At 68.5% G+C, this 14,813-nt stretch carries 14 protein-coding genes and 2 riboswitches; of the genes, 10 read left to right on the forward strand and 4 right to left on the reverse strand.

The window, feature by feature from the left end:
* Nucleotides 1-5: 5 nt before the first annotated feature.
* Entirely contained in the window at nucleotides 6-719 is a 714-nt protein-coding gene (locus ACMGEZ_RS06860; protein ID WP_436821509.1) for a phosphatase PAP2 family protein, read from the reverse strand.
* Nucleotides 720-968: 249 nt separating this feature from the next.
* On the opposite strand from ACMGEZ_RS06860, the gene ACMGEZ_RS06865 reads away from it, so the two are divergent.
* Both ACMGEZ_RS06865 and ACMGEZ_RS06870 read left to right on the forward strand, forming a co-directional pair.
* Nucleotides 969-1,646: a response regulator gene (locus ACMGEZ_RS06865; protein WP_436821510.1), complete on the forward strand. Its 678-nt coding sequence runs from the start codon at nucleotides 969-971 to the stop codon at nucleotides 1,644-1,646.
* Nucleotides 1,643-3,010 carry a sensor histidine kinase gene (locus ACMGEZ_RS06870; protein ID WP_436821511.1) on the forward strand — a complete coding sequence of 456 codons (1,368 nt, stop codon included), beginning with the start codon at nucleotides 1,643-1,645 and terminating at the stop codon, nucleotides 3,008-3,010. Before ACMGEZ_RS06865 ends, ACMGEZ_RS06870 begins: the two co-directional genes overlap by 4 nt.
* Before the next feature lie 13 nt (nucleotides 3,011-3,023).
* On the opposite strand, the gene ACMGEZ_RS06875 is transcribed toward ACMGEZ_RS06870, so the two are convergent.
* The 3 genes from ACMGEZ_RS06875 to ACMGEZ_RS06885 all read right to left on the reverse strand — a co-directional run bounded on the left by ACMGEZ_RS06875 (nucleotide 3,024) and on the right by ACMGEZ_RS06885 (nucleotide 5,380).
* A complete protein-coding gene (locus tag ACMGEZ_RS06875; RefSeq protein ID WP_436821512.1) occupies nucleotides 3,024-3,443 on the reverse strand; it encodes an acyl-CoA thioesterase in 420 nt (139 codons plus the stop codon).
* On the reverse strand, nucleotides 3,440-4,411 hold the full coding sequence (locus ACMGEZ_RS06880) for a DMT family transporter (RefSeq protein ID WP_436821513.1): 972 nt from the start codon (nucleotides 4,409-4,411) through the stop codon (nucleotides 3,440-3,442). Before ACMGEZ_RS06880 ends, ACMGEZ_RS06875 begins: the two co-directional genes overlap by 4 nt.
* 186 nt (nucleotides 4,412-4,597) lie before the next feature.
* On the reverse strand, nucleotides 4,598-5,380 hold the full coding sequence (locus ACMGEZ_RS06885) for an SDR family oxidoreductase (RefSeq protein WP_436821514.1): 783 nt from the start codon (nucleotides 5,378-5,380) through the stop codon (nucleotides 4,598-4,600).
* Nucleotides 5,381-5,501: 121 nt separating this feature from the next.
* Here ACMGEZ_RS06885 and ACMGEZ_RS06890 point away from each other — a divergent pair, with 121 nt between their 5' ends.
* The 8 genes from ACMGEZ_RS06890 to gcvT all read left to right on the forward strand — a co-directional run bounded on the left by ACMGEZ_RS06890 (nucleotide 5,502) and on the right by gcvT (nucleotide 14,798).
* Nucleotides 5,502-7,196, forward strand: coding sequence for an electron transfer flavoprotein-ubiquinone oxidoreductase (locus ACMGEZ_RS06890; RefSeq protein ID WP_436821515.1), 1,695 nt, complete (start codon nucleotides 5,502-5,504; stop codon nucleotides 7,194-7,196).
* Between the two features lie 471 nt (nucleotides 7,197-7,667).
* The gene (denD, locus tag ACMGEZ_RS06895) at nucleotides 7,668-8,684 is read left to right on the forward strand and encodes a D-erythronate dehydrogenase (protein WP_436821516.1); all 1,017 of its coding nucleotides are present in this window, start codon (nucleotides 7,668-7,670) and stop codon (nucleotides 8,682-8,684) included.
* 52 nt (nucleotides 8,685-8,736) lie between these two features.
* The gene (locus tag ACMGEZ_RS06900) at nucleotides 8,737-9,708 is read left to right on the forward strand and encodes a TRAP transporter substrate-binding protein (RefSeq protein WP_436821517.1); all 972 of its coding nucleotides are present in this window, start codon (nucleotides 8,737-8,739) and stop codon (nucleotides 9,706-9,708) included.
* Between the two features lie 86 nt (nucleotides 9,709-9,794).
* The gene (locus tag ACMGEZ_RS06905) at nucleotides 9,795-10,289 is read left to right on the forward strand and encodes a TRAP transporter small permease (RefSeq protein WP_436821518.1); all 495 of its coding nucleotides are present in this window, start codon (nucleotides 9,795-9,797) and stop codon (nucleotides 10,287-10,289) included.
* Nucleotides 10,290-10,368: 79 nt separating this feature from the next.
* Nucleotides 10,369-11,646, forward strand: coding sequence for a TRAP transporter large permease (locus ACMGEZ_RS06910; RefSeq protein ID WP_436821519.1), 1,278 nt, complete (start codon nucleotides 10,369-10,371; stop codon nucleotides 11,644-11,646).
* Between the two features lie 95 nt (nucleotides 11,647-11,741).
* Nucleotides 11,742-12,257 (forward strand): hypothetical protein, encoded by a 516-nt coding sequence (locus ACMGEZ_RS06915; protein WP_436821520.1) that lies wholly within the window; start codon nucleotides 11,742-11,744, stop codon nucleotides 12,255-12,257.
* A 204-nt stretch (nucleotides 12,258-12,461) separates the two neighbouring features.
* Complete coding sequence (locus tag ACMGEZ_RS06920) at nucleotides 12,462-13,349, forward strand: hypothetical protein (RefSeq protein WP_436821521.1); 888 nt, start codon at nucleotides 12,462-12,464, stop codon at nucleotides 13,347-13,349.
* Between the two features lie 26 nt (nucleotides 13,350-13,375).
* Nucleotides 13,376-13,478, forward strand: a riboswitch (glycine riboswitch).
* Between the two features lie 12 nt (nucleotides 13,479-13,490).
* Nucleotides 13,491-13,589, forward strand: a riboswitch (glycine riboswitch).
* Nucleotides 13,590-13,625: 36 nt separating this feature from the next.
* Nucleotides 13,626-14,798, forward strand: coding sequence for a glycine cleavage system aminomethyltransferase GcvT (gcvT, locus tag ACMGEZ_RS06925; protein ID WP_436821522.1), 1,173 nt, complete (start codon nucleotides 13,626-13,628; stop codon nucleotides 14,796-14,798).
* Nucleotides 14,799-14,813 lie beyond the last annotated feature (15 nt).

Genomic DNA, 14,813 nt, shown 5'->3' on the forward strand with positions numbered 1-14,813 from the left:
CCGGCTCAGCTTTCGTTCAGCTTGGGCATGGCGCCCGCTGGCGCATCGCGTCTGGTGTACCTCAGGCGCAGCACCGCATCCACTGCGAAGCCGGTGGTCCAGCAGAGCCAGGCGGTCCACAGCGTGTGGCTCATGTAGTGGGCCCCGCGCTGCTGCTGCGCCAGGCCCAGCAGCAGCCCGGCGGCCAGCGCACAGCCGAGCCACGCCCGCGCCGCCGACGGCGAGACGCCCCGCAGCACGAACCATCCGGCCACGTAGGCGAAGCCCGCGGAGGCGTGGCCGGCCGGGAAGCAGCCACCCGGCCCGCCGTCGCGCAGGCCCCAGGCCCAGTGCGACACGTAGTCGGCAACGCCGCCGAAGGCCTTCAGGTCCCAGGGACAGCTGGTCGCACTCGCCTGCTTGACCAGCGACACCACCAGCACGCCGGCGAGCACGGTGAACGCGAGCTGGGCCCGCTCGCGCATCCGCAGGTGGCGCAGCACGCCCACCGGCCAGCGGATGGCGGCGAGCAGCGCGATCAGCAGCAGCCAGCTCAGCGCCCTGGCGCCCTCGTGCATCACGTGCACCAGGAACCCGTTGCCGCGCCACGGAAAGCCCGTCGGCGTGCCCGCAAGGCGGGCCAGCGCGAGGTCGAGGCCCGTGGCATCCCAGGCCAGGAGCAGGAACAAGGTCAGGAGTGTCCAGGCGAGAGGCGGCCTGGCGAGCATGGAACGGAGCATGGGGACGCGAGCCTACGTCCGCCTGCTGAACGTTGCCTGAAGGGGCCCTGGCCTAGGGCCTGTTAACGCTATGCAAGTGGTCGCGAAGGTCGCCACAGCCCGCCCATCAAGGCGCGTGACGCCGCGTGTGCATGCGCACACGCAAGGAGCGCAACGCCGAGGGGCGGGCTGTGGCGACCTTCCCTCCGGGTTGCCCCTTGCATAGCGTTAACAGGCCCTAGACTCCGGTTCTTTGGAAAGGAAGGCGACGTGCGCATATTGCTGGTCGAGGACGATGCCGCGCTGGCCAGCGCGGTCTGCAGCTACCTCGAGGCCAAGGCTTTCGTGGTCGACGTGACGCCCGGCCTGGCGCAGGCGCGCGCGGCACTGGCGGCGGTGCAGTACGCGGCCGTGCTGCTCGACCTGCACCTGGCCGACGGCGAAGGCCTGTCGCTGCTGCCGGACGTGCGCGCGCTGCGCGATCGTCCGATCGTGATCGTGCTCACCGCGCGCGACCAGGTCACCGACCGCATTCGCGGCCTCGACGCGGGCGCGGACGACTACCTCACCAAGCCCTATGACCCGGCCGAGCTGCTGGCGCGCCTGCGCGCCGTCGAGCGCCGCCGCAGCAGCGCCAGCACGCCGGTGCTGCGCTTCGGCACGCTCGAGATCGATCTCGCGCGCGACCTGGTCCGCAAGGACGGGATCCCGGTCACGCTGACGCAAAAGGAATGGGCGCTGCTGCGCGTGATGGCGACCCGGCCCGAGCGCATCCACACGCGCGAGAACCTGGCAGACGCGCTGTACGGCTTCGGCGACGAGGCCGACAGCAACACGCTGGAGGTCTTCATCAGCCGCCTGCGCCGCAAGCTGGGGCGCAGCCACATCCAGACGCTGCGCGGCCTGGGCTACCGGCTGTCGTTCTCGCCCGAGGAAGACGACGAATGAAGCTCGGCTTTCTGCAACAGGCAGAAGCCGAGCTCGGTTCGCGCGATTCGCTCGCCGGGCGGCTGACGCGCACGCTCATCGTGTGGGTCGGCGGGGTCTGGCTGCTGTGCGTGCTGGGGGCGGCCTGGTACGTCGACCGCGAGATCAACCACAACTTCGACAACGAGCTGGCCGAGGTCGCGCATCGCACCTTCGACACCGCGGTGCAGGAATTCGACAAGCTGCGCGCCGAGCGCCCCGGCGCCGCCCTGCCGCTGATCGCGCCGCCGCAGCTGTATCCCACCGATGCGGTGCTCTACCAGATGGTGGACGTGCACGAGCGCGTGCTGCTGCGTTCCTCCGAGGCGCCGTCCAATGCCTTCGACGTGCCGCTCGCGCAGGGCTTCGCCGACGGCGAAGCCTGGCGCATCTACACCGCGCGGCATCCGACGCTCGGGCTCTACCTCCAGGTCGCCGACCCGCTGGACGAGCGCCGCACCGCGCTCAACCGCACCCTGCTCGGGCTGATCATTCCGCTGGTCGCGGTGCTGCCTCTGCTGGCGCTGGTGCTGCGCAACGTGGCGCGCAGCGAGCTGCGCGGCCTGCAGGTGCTGGCCGGCGAGATCGCGCTGCGCAACGGCGCGGACCTCCGGCCGGTCCCGCTCGCGGGCTTGCCGCGCGAGCTGCGCTCGGTGGGCGAGGACGTCAACCGACTGCTGGAGCGGCTGTCCCACGCGCTCGACGTCGAGCGCGCGCTCGCGGCGAACGCGGCGCACGAGCTGCGCTCGCCGCTCACGGCCGCCCGGCTGCGGCTGCAGACCGCGCTGGAGCACGACCTGCGGCGCCACGACGTGGAAGCCGCGCTCGAGGCGCTGGAGGTGCTGGGCCATCGCGCCGAGAAGCTGCTGCAGCTCTCGCGCGCTGAATCGGGTGCCTCTTTCGCCCGCGGGCAGGTCAACCTGGTCCAGCTCGCGGGCACGGTTGCGCAGGAGTTCTGGAACGATGCGCGCGTCAACGAGCGCCTGTCGCTGAAGGTGCCCGACACCGAGGCGCCCCGGGTGGTGGGTGACGTGGATGCATTGGCGATCGCGCTGCGCAACCTGGTCGAGAACGCCTTGCGCTACGGCCGCGGCCGCGTCGTGGTCGAGGTGATGGCACCCTCCACGCTGGCCGTGCGCGACTTCGGCCCGGGCGTCGGCAGCGCGCAACTGCGCACGCTGCAGCAGCGCCATGTGCGCCACAGCTCCGACCGCGCGGGCTACGGGCTGGGGCTCTCGATCGTCAACACCATCGTCGAGAAGCACGGGGCGCGGCTCGAGCTGTATTCGCCGCCGCCGGGGGCGGCGACGGGGCTCGAGGCGCGGATCGTGCTGGAGGCGGGCTGATCTTCGAGAGCGCTCAGCTCACGATCGCCCGCAGCCATTCCGGCAGCGGCAGCGCCTTCTGCTTCGGAAAATCCACCCAGATGGTGGTCGCGCCGCCCGCCGCGCAAATGACGTCCGGCGCATCGGCGCGGGCCATGGTGGCCCAGCTCTCGAAGGTGGTGCGGCCGGGGTCGCTCACGTACATCTTGACGAGCACGTCGCCCGGGTACTCGAGCTGCTTGTAGAAGTTGCAGAAGGCATTGACGATCACCACCCCCTGCCCCTCGGGCGAGGGTTCGGCACCCAGCGAGTGGAACCAGTCGATGCGCGCCGTTTCCAGGTAGCGGAAGTAGGTGGCGTTGTTGAGGTGGCCCATCGCGTCCATGTCGCCCCAGCGGATCGGGATCGTCATTTCGTAGACCAGCTTCTTGACTTCGGGGATTTCGATTCTCATCGGTGCGCCTTGATGGATGCCAGGATGCCGAGGACGAACAGCAGCGCCGCGGCGAGTTCGCTCGGATGCGGCCAGCGGCCGTCCCACAGAAAAGAATAAAGCAAGGCGAACAGCGTCTCGCTCACGATCAACTGGCCGCACAGGCTGGCCGAGAGCCGCTGGCTGGCGATGCTCCAGAGCACGGTCGCCAGCCATGAAGAGCCCAGGCCGCCGGCCAGCGCGAGCAGCACGAACAAGGCGCCGTCGGGCTGCGCGCGCAAGGTCGCCACGTCGGAGCCCGCGGCCAGCCACAACAGGAAGGCGCCCAGGCCGGTGGCGATGCCGAGCCAGTTGGTCCAGTCCGCCGCGTGCACCTCCGGATGGCGCCGCAGCCAGGCGGCATTGAGCAGGCCGAAGGCGGTCCAGCTCGCCATCGCCAGCACGGCCAGCAACAGGCCCCAGCCGAAATGCGCGCGCCCGGTGTCTGCGATGCCGCCCTCGGGCCAGGCGGCCCCCACCATCAGCGCGATGCCGGCGGCGGTAAGTGCCAGCCCGGGCAACAGGGCCTGCATGCGCAGTCCCGCGGGCCGGCCCAGCAGCATCATCCAGACCGGAATGGTGCCGATGATGAGGCTGGGCACCTCCGTACCCGCATGCACGATCGAGAAGGCCAGCAGCAGGTAATAGCCGGTGAAGCCCAGGCCGCTCAGCGCCAGCACGGTGGAAGCCTGTCGCGCATCGGGCCAGCGCTGCCCGGTCGGCCGCCACCAGACGGCCAGCCCGGCCACCGCGCCGAACACGATGAAGCGCGCCGCCGTGATGTCCACCATGCCGAAGTGACCCACCATGCGCGGCGCCACGAACACGAGTCCCCACAGCGCCCCTGCCGCCAGGCCGGCGACGATGCCGACGAGGGGACCAGAAACCAGTTTGCTGAATGCAGCGGCGCCGCCCGCTTGTGAGCGGCCCACGAAATTGCCTCTTGACATGCTTCCTCCCTAGAGCGATTGGCCCGTGTTCTTGGTTTTCCGGGTCAGATCCGATCCCGGCAATTTAGGGCGGGAGTATCAGCAGGGAGCACCCTGGCGTCAATCGCTCAATTCTTTTCTCGCTTCCGCCGGGTCTCCGGGCGCATTCGCCGCGAAGCCTGCGATGCCGGGGACGGCGTCCCGGCTTCAGAGCGCGTATCCGTCGTCGGCCGCGATCACGGCGCCATTGACGAAGTGGCTCTGGCCGCTGGCCAGCAGCACGATCAGCCGGTCCAGGTCCTCGGGCTTGCCCAGGCGCTTGCGCGGCAGGCCGTTGACCAGCTTCTGGCCGTCCTCGGAGGCCCAGTGGTCCTCGTTGTTGTCGGTCGTGATGTAGCCGGGACACAGCGCGTTGACGTTGATGCCGAAACGCCCCCATTCGAGCGCCATCGCCTTGGTCATCTGCACCACGGCCGCCTTGCTCATGCAGTAGACGCCGATCTTGGGGATCACCTTCAGCGCGCCCACGGAGGCGATGTTGACGATGCGCCCGCCGATGTAGGTGCCGGGCGCCGCGCCGCGGGCCCGCGCCAGCATGCGCTTGCCCACCTCCTGCGCGATGAAGAAGGCACCCTTCACGTTGGCGTCGAAGATGAAGTCGTAGTCCTGCGGCTTCACCTCTTCCAGCCGCTGGGTGGTGCTCACGCCCGAGTTGTTGACCAGGATGTCGATGGGCCCGACCTCGGTCTCGGCCCGGGCCACGGCGGCCTTGATGCTGTCCATGTCGGTCGCGTCGAGCTCCACCACGTGGGCGTCGCCGCCCTCGCCTTCGATGCGTGCGCGCAGCTCCTTGAGGCGGTCGGTATGGCGGCTGGCCAGCACCACCGCGGCGCCGGCTCGGGCCAGGGCCTTGGCGAACTGCGCGCCGAGACCGCTGGACGCGCCGGTGACGAAGGCCACGCGGCCCGAAAGATCGATGCTGTAAGCCATGAGGGAGGTCCTGTTGGGAGTCGCCGGGGCGACGTGCGGAGGCACGGTGGGCGCCGCATAAAATGGCCCGGCCTTCTGCGGCGCCTCGCCCCTTCGAAAACCATTATCGACCAGACCCCACATGACGCACGACGAAATCCTTGCCCAGTTCGGCCCCCGTGAAGCCATGGAATACGACGTGGTCGTGGTGGGCGCCGGCCCGGGCGGCCTGGCGACCGCCATCCATCTCAAGCAGCTGGCGGCCTCGCACGGCAAGGACGTTTCGGTGGTGGTGCTCGAGAAAGGCTCCGAGCCCGGCGCCCACATCCTGTCGGGCGCGATCATGGACCCGCGGGCCCTCTACGAGCTGCTGCCCGACTGGGAGGAACAAGGCGCCCCGCTCAACCAGCCGGTGACGCAGGACACCTTCCTGATGCTCAGCGAGACCAGCGCCTACCGCACGCCCAACTTCCTCTTGCCCCAGAACTTCCACAACGAGGGCAACTACATCGTCAGCCTGGGCAACGTGGTGCGCTGGCTCGCCCAGCAGGCCGAGGCGCTCGGCGTCGAGATCTTCCCGGGCTTCCCTGCGGCCGAGGTGCTCTACACCGACGACGGCAAGGTGCGCGGCGTGGCCACCGGCAACATGGGGATCGGCAAGGACGGCGAGCCGACCGAGAACTTCCAGCTCGGCATGGAGCTGCATGCCAAGTACACGATCTTCGCGGAGGGCGCGCGCGGCCACCTGGGGCGCCAGCTGATCTCCAAGTACAAGCTCGACGCCGGCAAGGACCCGCAGAGCTACGGCATCGGCATCAAGGAGCTGTGGGAGATCGATCCGGCCCGCCATGAACCCGGCTTGGCCGTGCACACTGCGGGCTGGCCGCTGCCACCCGACACCTACGGCGGCTCCTTCCTGTACCACGCCGAGAACAACCAGCTGATCGTCGGCTTCGTGGTCGGCCTCGACTACCAGAACCCGCACCTGAGCCCCTTCGAAGAGTTCCAGCGCTTCAAGACGCATCCGAACATCCGCTGGTACTTCGAGGGCCAGGACAAGGGCCTGAAGGCGCCCAAGCGCCTGAGCTACGGCGCCCGTGCCATTACCGCGGGGGGCCTGCTCTCGCTGCCCAAGACGGTGTTCCCGGGCGGCGCGCTGGTCGGCGACGACGCCGGCTACCTGAACGCCAGCCGCATCAAGGGCAGCCACGCGGCCATCAAGACCGGCATGCTCGCGGCCGAGGCCGCCTACGATGCGGTGATGGCCGGCCGCCAGCACGACGAGCTCACGGCCTATCCCGCCTCGTTCGAGAAAAGCTGGCTGTACCGGGAGCTGAACAAGGCGCGCAACTTCAAGCAGTGGTTCAAGCGCGGCCTGACCGTGGGCACGCTGATGACCGGCATCGAGCAGTACGTGCTGCGCGGCCACATCCCCTGGACCGTGCACCGCCACCAGGCCGACCACGAGCGCCTGAAGAAGGCCGCGCACTGCAGGAAGATCGTCTATCCGAAGCCGGACGGCCAGCTCACCTTCGACCGGCTCTCCTCGGTGTTCATCAGCAACACCAACCACGAAGAGAACCAGCCGCCGCACCTGACGCTGAAGAACGCCGCGGTGCCCACCGAGATCAACCTGCCCGAGTACGCCGGCCCGGAGGCCCGCTACTGCCCCGCCGGCGTCTACGAGTTCGTCGAAGGCGAGAACGGCAAGCCGCGCCTGCAGATCAATGCGCAGAACTGCGTGCACTGCAAGACCTGCGACATCAAGGACCCCACGCAGAACATCGTGTGGGTCACGCCCGAAGGCGGCGGCGGGCCGAACTACGTGGGGATGTAGCCCTCGCGTTTTTGGCGGTTTCGGAGCTGCCCAGGTCGTGGGCGGGATCAGGCCGGCGGGGCGCGCTGCTCCGCTCATGTCCTCCGGCGGCCTGCGGCCGCCTCCCCCTTTACTTCGCTACGCAGCGCGCCCCACCGGCCTGATCCTGCGAACGTTGCCGGTGTTCGAGGGCCGAAGGAGCCAAACAAGCCAGCGGGCCGCGAAGCGTCGCGGATATTGCGCGGTTGGACACCTCCGCCGCGTCCAGGCCGAGGGTGGCGGGTGGCCGACGCAGTGAAGTAAAGGAGGAGGCGGCCGCAGGCCGCCGGGGGACATGAACGGAGTCGGCCACCCGCCGCCCTCGGCCCGCCCCGCACGTCGAACCCGAACGTTGAACCCGAACCCGAACCCGAACGTCGAACCTCGAACTGCGCCTTCCCCTTCGTAAGAGGGAGCAAGGCGGAGATAGACTGAACATCCCAAGGAGACACCATGCATATCGTCATCACCGGCGGCGCCGGTTTTCTCGGCGCCCGCCTGGCCCGAACGCTGCTCGCGCAAGGCAGCCTCGCACTGGCCGGCGCCGCGCCCAGGACCATCGAGCGCATCACCCTCGTCGACCGCGCCGCGCCCCCGGCCGATCTCGCGACAGACCCGCGCATCGCAGCCGTCGTCGGCGATCTCAACGCACAGCTGGCCGATGCCGGCGCCGCCTACTGGGCCGATGCCGACGCCGTCTTCCACCTGGCCGCGGCCGTCAGCGGCGAGTGCGAGGCCGACTTCGACCTCGGCATGCGAAGCAACTTCGGCGCCACCAACGCCCTGCTCGAGCGCCTGCGCGCCGCCGGCACCGCGCCGGTGCTGGTGTTCTCGAGTTCGCTCGCGGTCTTCGGCAACTCGCCCGAGCAGCCGCTGCCCGAAGTCATCGACGACAACACCCTGCCGACGCCGCAGACCAGCTACGGCATCCAGAAGTTCATCGGCGAGCAGTTGGTGGCCGACTACACGCGCAAGGGCTTCATCCGGGGCCGCAGCGTGCGGCTGATGACGGTGAGCGTGCGCCCGGGCCGCCCCAACGGCGCGGCCTCGGGCTTCTTCAGCGGCATGATCCGGGAGCCGCTCGCCGGCGTCCGCGCCGCCTGCCCCGTGCCCGACGAGACGCCGGTGGCGCTGGCGTCGCCGGCCCGCACCATCGAAGGCATCGTCCGCGCCGCCGAGGCGAGCGATGCGCAATGGGGCCCGCGCACGGCGCTCAACCTGCCCTCGCTGGGCCTCACCGTGGGCGACATGGTTGCGGCGCTAGAGCGCGTGGCCGGGCCGGCCGCGACCGCCCTGCTCGACCGCGCGCCGGATCCGGCGATCCAGCGCATCGTGAAGACCTGGCCGGGCCGCATCGAGGCGCGGCGCGCGCGCGGCCTGGGCCTTTTGCCCGATGCCAGCTTCGAGGATGTGATCCGCGACTACGTCCGTGAAAATCCCGACGCTGTGAAGTTGCCGACTAATGCATAGTCATACGTTTGCGAAACATCACATCAAACGTCACATCGACAGGAGACTCCCCATGAAGTTGAACCGACTGGCCGCCGGCCTCGTCCTCGGCCTCGGTATGGCCTGTGCGGCCTTCGCGCAGACCGCCATGAAAATCAGCATCTCGACGGCGCAGAACTCGCACCAGGGCGTGGCCATCGACACCTTCGCAAAGGAAGTGGCGGCGCGCACGAATGGCCGCTACAAGATCGAGACCTTCTACAACGGCTCGCTGGGCGGCGAACGCGAATCGATCGAGGCGGTGCAGCTCGGCACCCAGGAGCTGGCCTTCTCCTCCACCGGCCCCGTGCCCAACTTCGTGCCCGAGACCAAGATCCTGGACGTGCCCTTCCTGTTCCGTGACAAGGCCCACGCGCGCGCGGTGCTCGACGGCCCGATCGGCCAGGAACTGCTGACCAAGTTCGACGCCAAGGGCTTCAAGGCCCTGGCCTGGGCCGAGAACGGCTTCCGCCACATGACCAACAGCAAGCGCGACGTCAAGGCGCCGGAAGACCTCAAGGGCCTGAAGATGCGCACCATGGAGAACCCGGTGCACATCGCGGCGTACAAGGGCCTGGGCATCATCACCACGCCGATGGCGTTCCCCGAAGTGTTCACGGCGCTGCAGCAGGGCACGGTCGATGGCCAGGAGAACCCGCTGTCGGTGATCATGGCGGCCAAGTTCTCGCAGGTGCAGAAGCACCTTTCGCTGACCGGCCATGTCTACTCGCCGTGCATCTTCCTGATGAACAAGGCGTCCTTCGACAAGCTCAGCGCGGCCGACAAGACCGCCTTCCTCGAGGCCGCCAAGGTGGCGGTGAAGGCGAACCGCGACCGGGTCGACCAGGACGACGCCAATGGCGTGAAGGAACTGCGTGCCCAGGGCATGACCGTGGTCGAGAACGTGGACAAGGCGAAGTTCGTCAGCACGCTGGCGCCGGTCAACGCCGAGTTCGAGAAGCAGTTCGGCAAGGCCAACATCGACAAGATCCGCAATTTCCAGTGAGCTTCCGGCCGCGATGACTCGCGGCGCGCGCCCGCGCAGCACCGGCTCGCGGGCGCTCTTTTTTTGACCTCTCGCATGCATCGCTCATGAAATCCGCCTTCCTTCGGCTCGACCAATGGACCAGTTCGCTGTCCATGGCCGTCGCCTGCCTCATGCTGGTGATCGCCTCGGCGCTCGGCGTGTTCCAGATCGTCACCCGCTTCGTGCTCGAGCAGCCGGCCGAATGGTCGGAGATCCTGATCCGGGTGAGCCTGATCTGGATGGTCTTCCTGGGCATTCCCACCGCCTTCCGCCAGGGCGCGATGGTCAGTGTCGACGTGCTGTACCGCTGGAGCCCGCCGAAGATGCGGCGCGTGCTCGACTGGCTGGTGTGCCTTGCGGCGCTGACGCTGATCGCCGTCATCGTCTGGTGGGGCTGGGACTATGCCAAGCGCGGTGGCGTGCAGTCGATGGCGGGACTCGAATCGATCTCGATGTTCTGGGCTTATGTGGCGATGCCCGTGGGCGGCTTGTTCAGTGTGATCGGCATCGTCGGCAACCTGCTCGATCCGCAACGGCAGGAACTGGAGACAGCGCAATGAGCGCCGCCCGGCCGCCCGAAGGCGCGAACGCCCCCTTGGGGGGCAGCGCAGTACACGAAGTGACAAGCGTGGGGGCCCTATGACTCCTGTGATGGTCACCACGATGGTGGTGTGCTTCGCGCTCACCATCTCCGTCGCCGTCTCGATCGGCCTGGCGTCCATCGTCGGCATCCAGGCCTCGAACGCGAACATGCTGATCTCCGTCAAGGAGATGTTCAATGCGATCAACAAGTTTCCGCTCGCCGCCATCCCCTTCTTCATCCTCGCCGGCAACCTGATGGAGACCGGCGGCATCTCGCGCCGCCTGGTGGAGTTCGCCAAGAGCCTGGTGGGCGGCGTGCAGGGCGGCCTGCCCATGACCTGCGTGCTGACCTGCATGATCTTCGCCGCGGTGTCGGGCTCCTCGGTGGCCACCACGTTCGCCATCGGCGCCATCCTGATCCCGGCGCTGATCAAGCACGGCTACCCGACCAGCTATGCGGCAGCGCTGCAGGCCACGAGCGCGGAGCTGGGCGTGATCATCCCGCCCTCGATCCCGATGATCCTCTACGGCGTGAGCGCCGAGGTCTCGATCGGCGAGCTGTTCATCGCCGGCTTCGGCCCGGGCATCCTGATCAGCCTCGCGCTGATGGCCTTCGTCTACGTCTACTGCAAGTTCAAGGGCTGGGGCAAGAACGACGGCGATGGCCGCCTGGGCGTGGGCGTGGCCACCTGGCGAGCGGGCTGGGCGCTGCTGATGCCGGTGATCATCCTCGGCGGCATCTACGGCGGCATCTTCACGCCCACCGAGGCCTCGGCCGTGGCCGTGCTCTACGCGCTCGTGGTCGGCATGCTGATCTACCGCGAGATCAAGCTGCCGCAACTCTATGCGGTGCTGCGCAAATCGGTGATCTCGTCGTCGGTGATCATGTTCATCATCGCGAACGCAGGGCTGTTCGCCTTCCTGATCACGCGTGCCGGCGTGCCGGAGGCCATCGGCCACTGGCTGCAGGCCGTGCTGCAGTCGCCGGCCATGTTCCTGCTCGGCGTCAACGCGGCGCTCTTCATCATCGGAATGTTCATCGAGACCAGCGCGGCCATCATCGTGCTGGCGCCGATCCTCGCGCCCGTCGCCATGCACTTCGGCATCGACCCGGTGCACTTCGGGCTGGTGATGGTGGTCAACCTGGCGCTGGGCATGATCACGCCGCCGTTCGGCGTCAACCTGTTCGCGGCCTGCACGGTGGCGCGCATCTCGCTGGACCGCATCGTCACGCACCTGGTGCCCTTCGTGCTGGTGATCCTGGCTTGCCTGATGGTCATCACCTACGTGCCGGGCATTTCGCTGGGACTGCGCGATCTCGTTTATGCGAAGTAGTTCACGCCTGGCTGCCTGAGCCCTCGCGTTTCACCGCGCTGTCACGCGCCAGGCCGATCCTGCGGCGTTCGATCCCGAACGCCACAGCATCCGCCATGTTCCTCATCAAGACCGAGAAAGCGCGCCAGGAGCTCCTGCCTGGCCGCCGTACCCTGGGCCAGCGCGAGCGCGCCCTGCTGCTCATGGCCGACGGCCAGCGCTCGGTCACCGATTTCGGCGAGCTCTTCGGCGGCCGCGACGAGGCCGGCCGCGTGGCGCTTCATCTCGTGCGCGAAGGCTACCTGCTGGCGACCGCTCCGTCGCCGGCAGAACAGCCACCCGCGAGCACCCGGCCGCCGGCGGTTTCGGCCGACACCTTCGACGGCAAGCGTTCGCTGGCCACCACGCGCATGTTCCTGTTCGACCTGTGCGAGCGCATGTTCGTGCGCCGCGATCCGGCGGTAGCCGGGCGATTCCGCGAGACGCTGCGCGAGGCGCGCGACCGGGAATCGATGCTGTCGGTGGCCGAGGCGATGCTGGGGGAGATCGAGAAGCTGGCCGGTGTCGAGCGCGCGGCCTCGATCCGCGAGCGCATCCTGCGCCTGCTGCCGGCCGAGCAGGCCGTGCACTGAACAAGGGGTTACAGCGCGGATGGCGACACGGCGTCTTCGCTGACAGGCGAAACCCCCGCTTTTTGAATAGGCTCTGAGGCGGTGCAGCCGCTACTCGCGGCCACCGCCGCCGTTCGCCGCATTGAAGCGGTAACATTTTTGCGCGGCTGCGACCATTTTTCTTCTCTCCCCCTGCAGGTAATGACAAGCTACGGTTTCGTTCACTTGGAATTTGGCGACCAGCACCGCGACCGTTCGCTCCAGGTGCTGGAAAAGCTCCGAACCCGCCTGGCCCAGGACGGCGACCGCTTCTCGAGCGTGATCGTCGACAACGCGCGCGCCAGGCCTGCCGAAAGCGCAGCCGGCACGGCCTCCGAGCAGGGCCTGGTGGTCCCCGGCGACAACAGCAACCGGGAGTTCTCCGGCTGGGACAGCGGCATCGAGACCCTGCTCGCTCGCGGCGAGCAGCCCGATGTGTGGCTCTTCTCGAACGACACGGTTGCCCTCAACCACGCCTGGAGCGAGCGCCGGCTGGAGCGCTTCGGCGGCGAGATCCGCAAGCTCGCGCTGCACCCGGGCCCGTGGTTGTTCGGCGAGATCAACGACTTCCCGCGCTCGACCATGACCCCCATGGGGCCGCTGCTCGAATGGGTGTCGACCTACTGCTTCGCGATGAACGACACGCTGCGCCATCGGCTGGGCACGCTATCGCCCGGCAACGCGCTGCTGGATTCGCTGGTCAACGAGCGCTTCGAGCCAGGGCGGGGCGTGTTCCGCGACCATGTGGGCGAGGCCTATGTCGATTTCGTGTCCGCCTGGCTCATCAGCGACGACGGCCAGGGCGTGCAAAAGAAGCGCCGCTTCAAGTGGGACCACGAATGGCACAAGGCCAGCCCGCTCGGCCCGGACAACTTCGAGGACCTGCGCATGAAGGCGCGCTGCTGCCTGTCGGAGCACATGCTGAGCCTGCGCGCGCGCCAGCTCGGCGCCGACATCCGCTCGCCCTACGACGCCCGCAACGCGCGCGAGCACATCCGGCGCTCCCTGCAGTTCCTCTCCGACAAGCTGTGGGAGAAATTCCTGTTGCGCCGGCTGCGGCTGGAGCGGTCGTAGCTCGCCAAGCCTTGTTTCCCTTACACTCTTCCGAGTCAGGAGAGAGCCCCGCAGCGCGGGGCCGCCGAAGGCGCAGGGCCCATCGAACGAAAGGCCCGAACGCTCAGGCAAAAGGACTGACGAGGCGCCCGACTATCCGGGCGTTTCCTTGCTGGAGAGAGGCGGCGCATGCCGCCCACCGAAGGAGCAAACCCCGATCGTGGGGCGAATCTCTCAGGTAAAGCGGACAGCAGGGGTGGCCCATGGCTTGACTGCCATGGATCCGGACTGCCCCTGATGGAGAGTGCCTTGGCCTCCGCTTCCGACGATCTGCAAAAGACCCCGCTGTACGACCTGCACCTCGAGCTCGGCGCCCGCATGGTGCCCTTCGCCGGCTATTCGATGCCGGTGCAATATCCCGCCGGCCTGATGGCCGAGCACAAGCACACGCGCACGGCCGCCGGCCTGTTCGACATCTCGCACATGGGCCAGCTGCGCCTGGTCGGGGCGGAGGCCGCTGCCGCCTTCGAAACCCTGATGCCGGTCGACGTGATCGGCCTGGCGCCCGGCAAGCAACGCTACGGCCTGCTGCTGAACGACGAGGGCGGCATCCTCGACGACCTGATGTTCTTCAACGAGGGCCACGATTCGATTTCCGTGATCGTCAACGGCGCCTGCAAGGCCGACGACATCGCGCACATCCAGGCGAAGATCGGCCAGCGCTGCCAGGTGCAGCCTCTGCCCGATCAGGCCCTGCTCGCGCTGCAGGGGCCTTGGGCCGCGGCTGTGCTGGCCCGCCTGTCGCCCGGTATCGAGCGCTTCGTCTTCATGACCGGCGGCGCGGTGCAGATCGGTGGCATTGCGGCCTTCGCCACCCGCAGCGGCTACACCGGCGAGGACGGGTTCGAAATCTCCGTCGCTGCCCGCGATGCGGAGGCACTGGCCCGGCTGCTGCTGGCGCAGCCGGAGGTGCAGCCCATCGGCCTGGGGGCACGCAATTCGCTGCGGCTGGAAGCCGGGCTGTGCCTCTACGGCAACGACATCGACACCACCACTACCCCGGTCGAGGCCTCGCTGAACTGGGCGATCCAGAAGGTGCGGCGCAGCGGGGGCGCGCGCGAGGGCGGCTTTCCGGGCGCGGCCCGCGTGCTGGCGCAGCTCACCGCCGACACCGGCAGCGCCGGCCATGTCGACCACGAGACGCTCAAGCGCAAGCGCGTCGGCCTGGTGGCGCTGGAGCGCGTACCGGTGCGCGACGGCACGCTGCTCGAGTCCTTCGAGGGCCTGCCCATCGGCCAGGTGACCAGCGGCCTGCTGGGCCCCACGGTCGACCGGCCCGTCGCGATGGGCTATGTCGCCCTCGCCTACGCCGCGCCCGGCACCCGCCTGCAGGCCATCGTGCGCGGCAAGCCGGTGCCGATGGAGGTCAGTACCCTTCCCTTCGTGCCGGCGCGCTACTACCGCGGCTAGCGCTTCTTCGCGTCT

This window comes from Variovorax stachyos (assembly GCF_051400855.1).
Lineage (GTDB): Bacteria > Pseudomonadota > Gammaproteobacteria > Burkholderiales > Burkholderiaceae_C > Variovorax.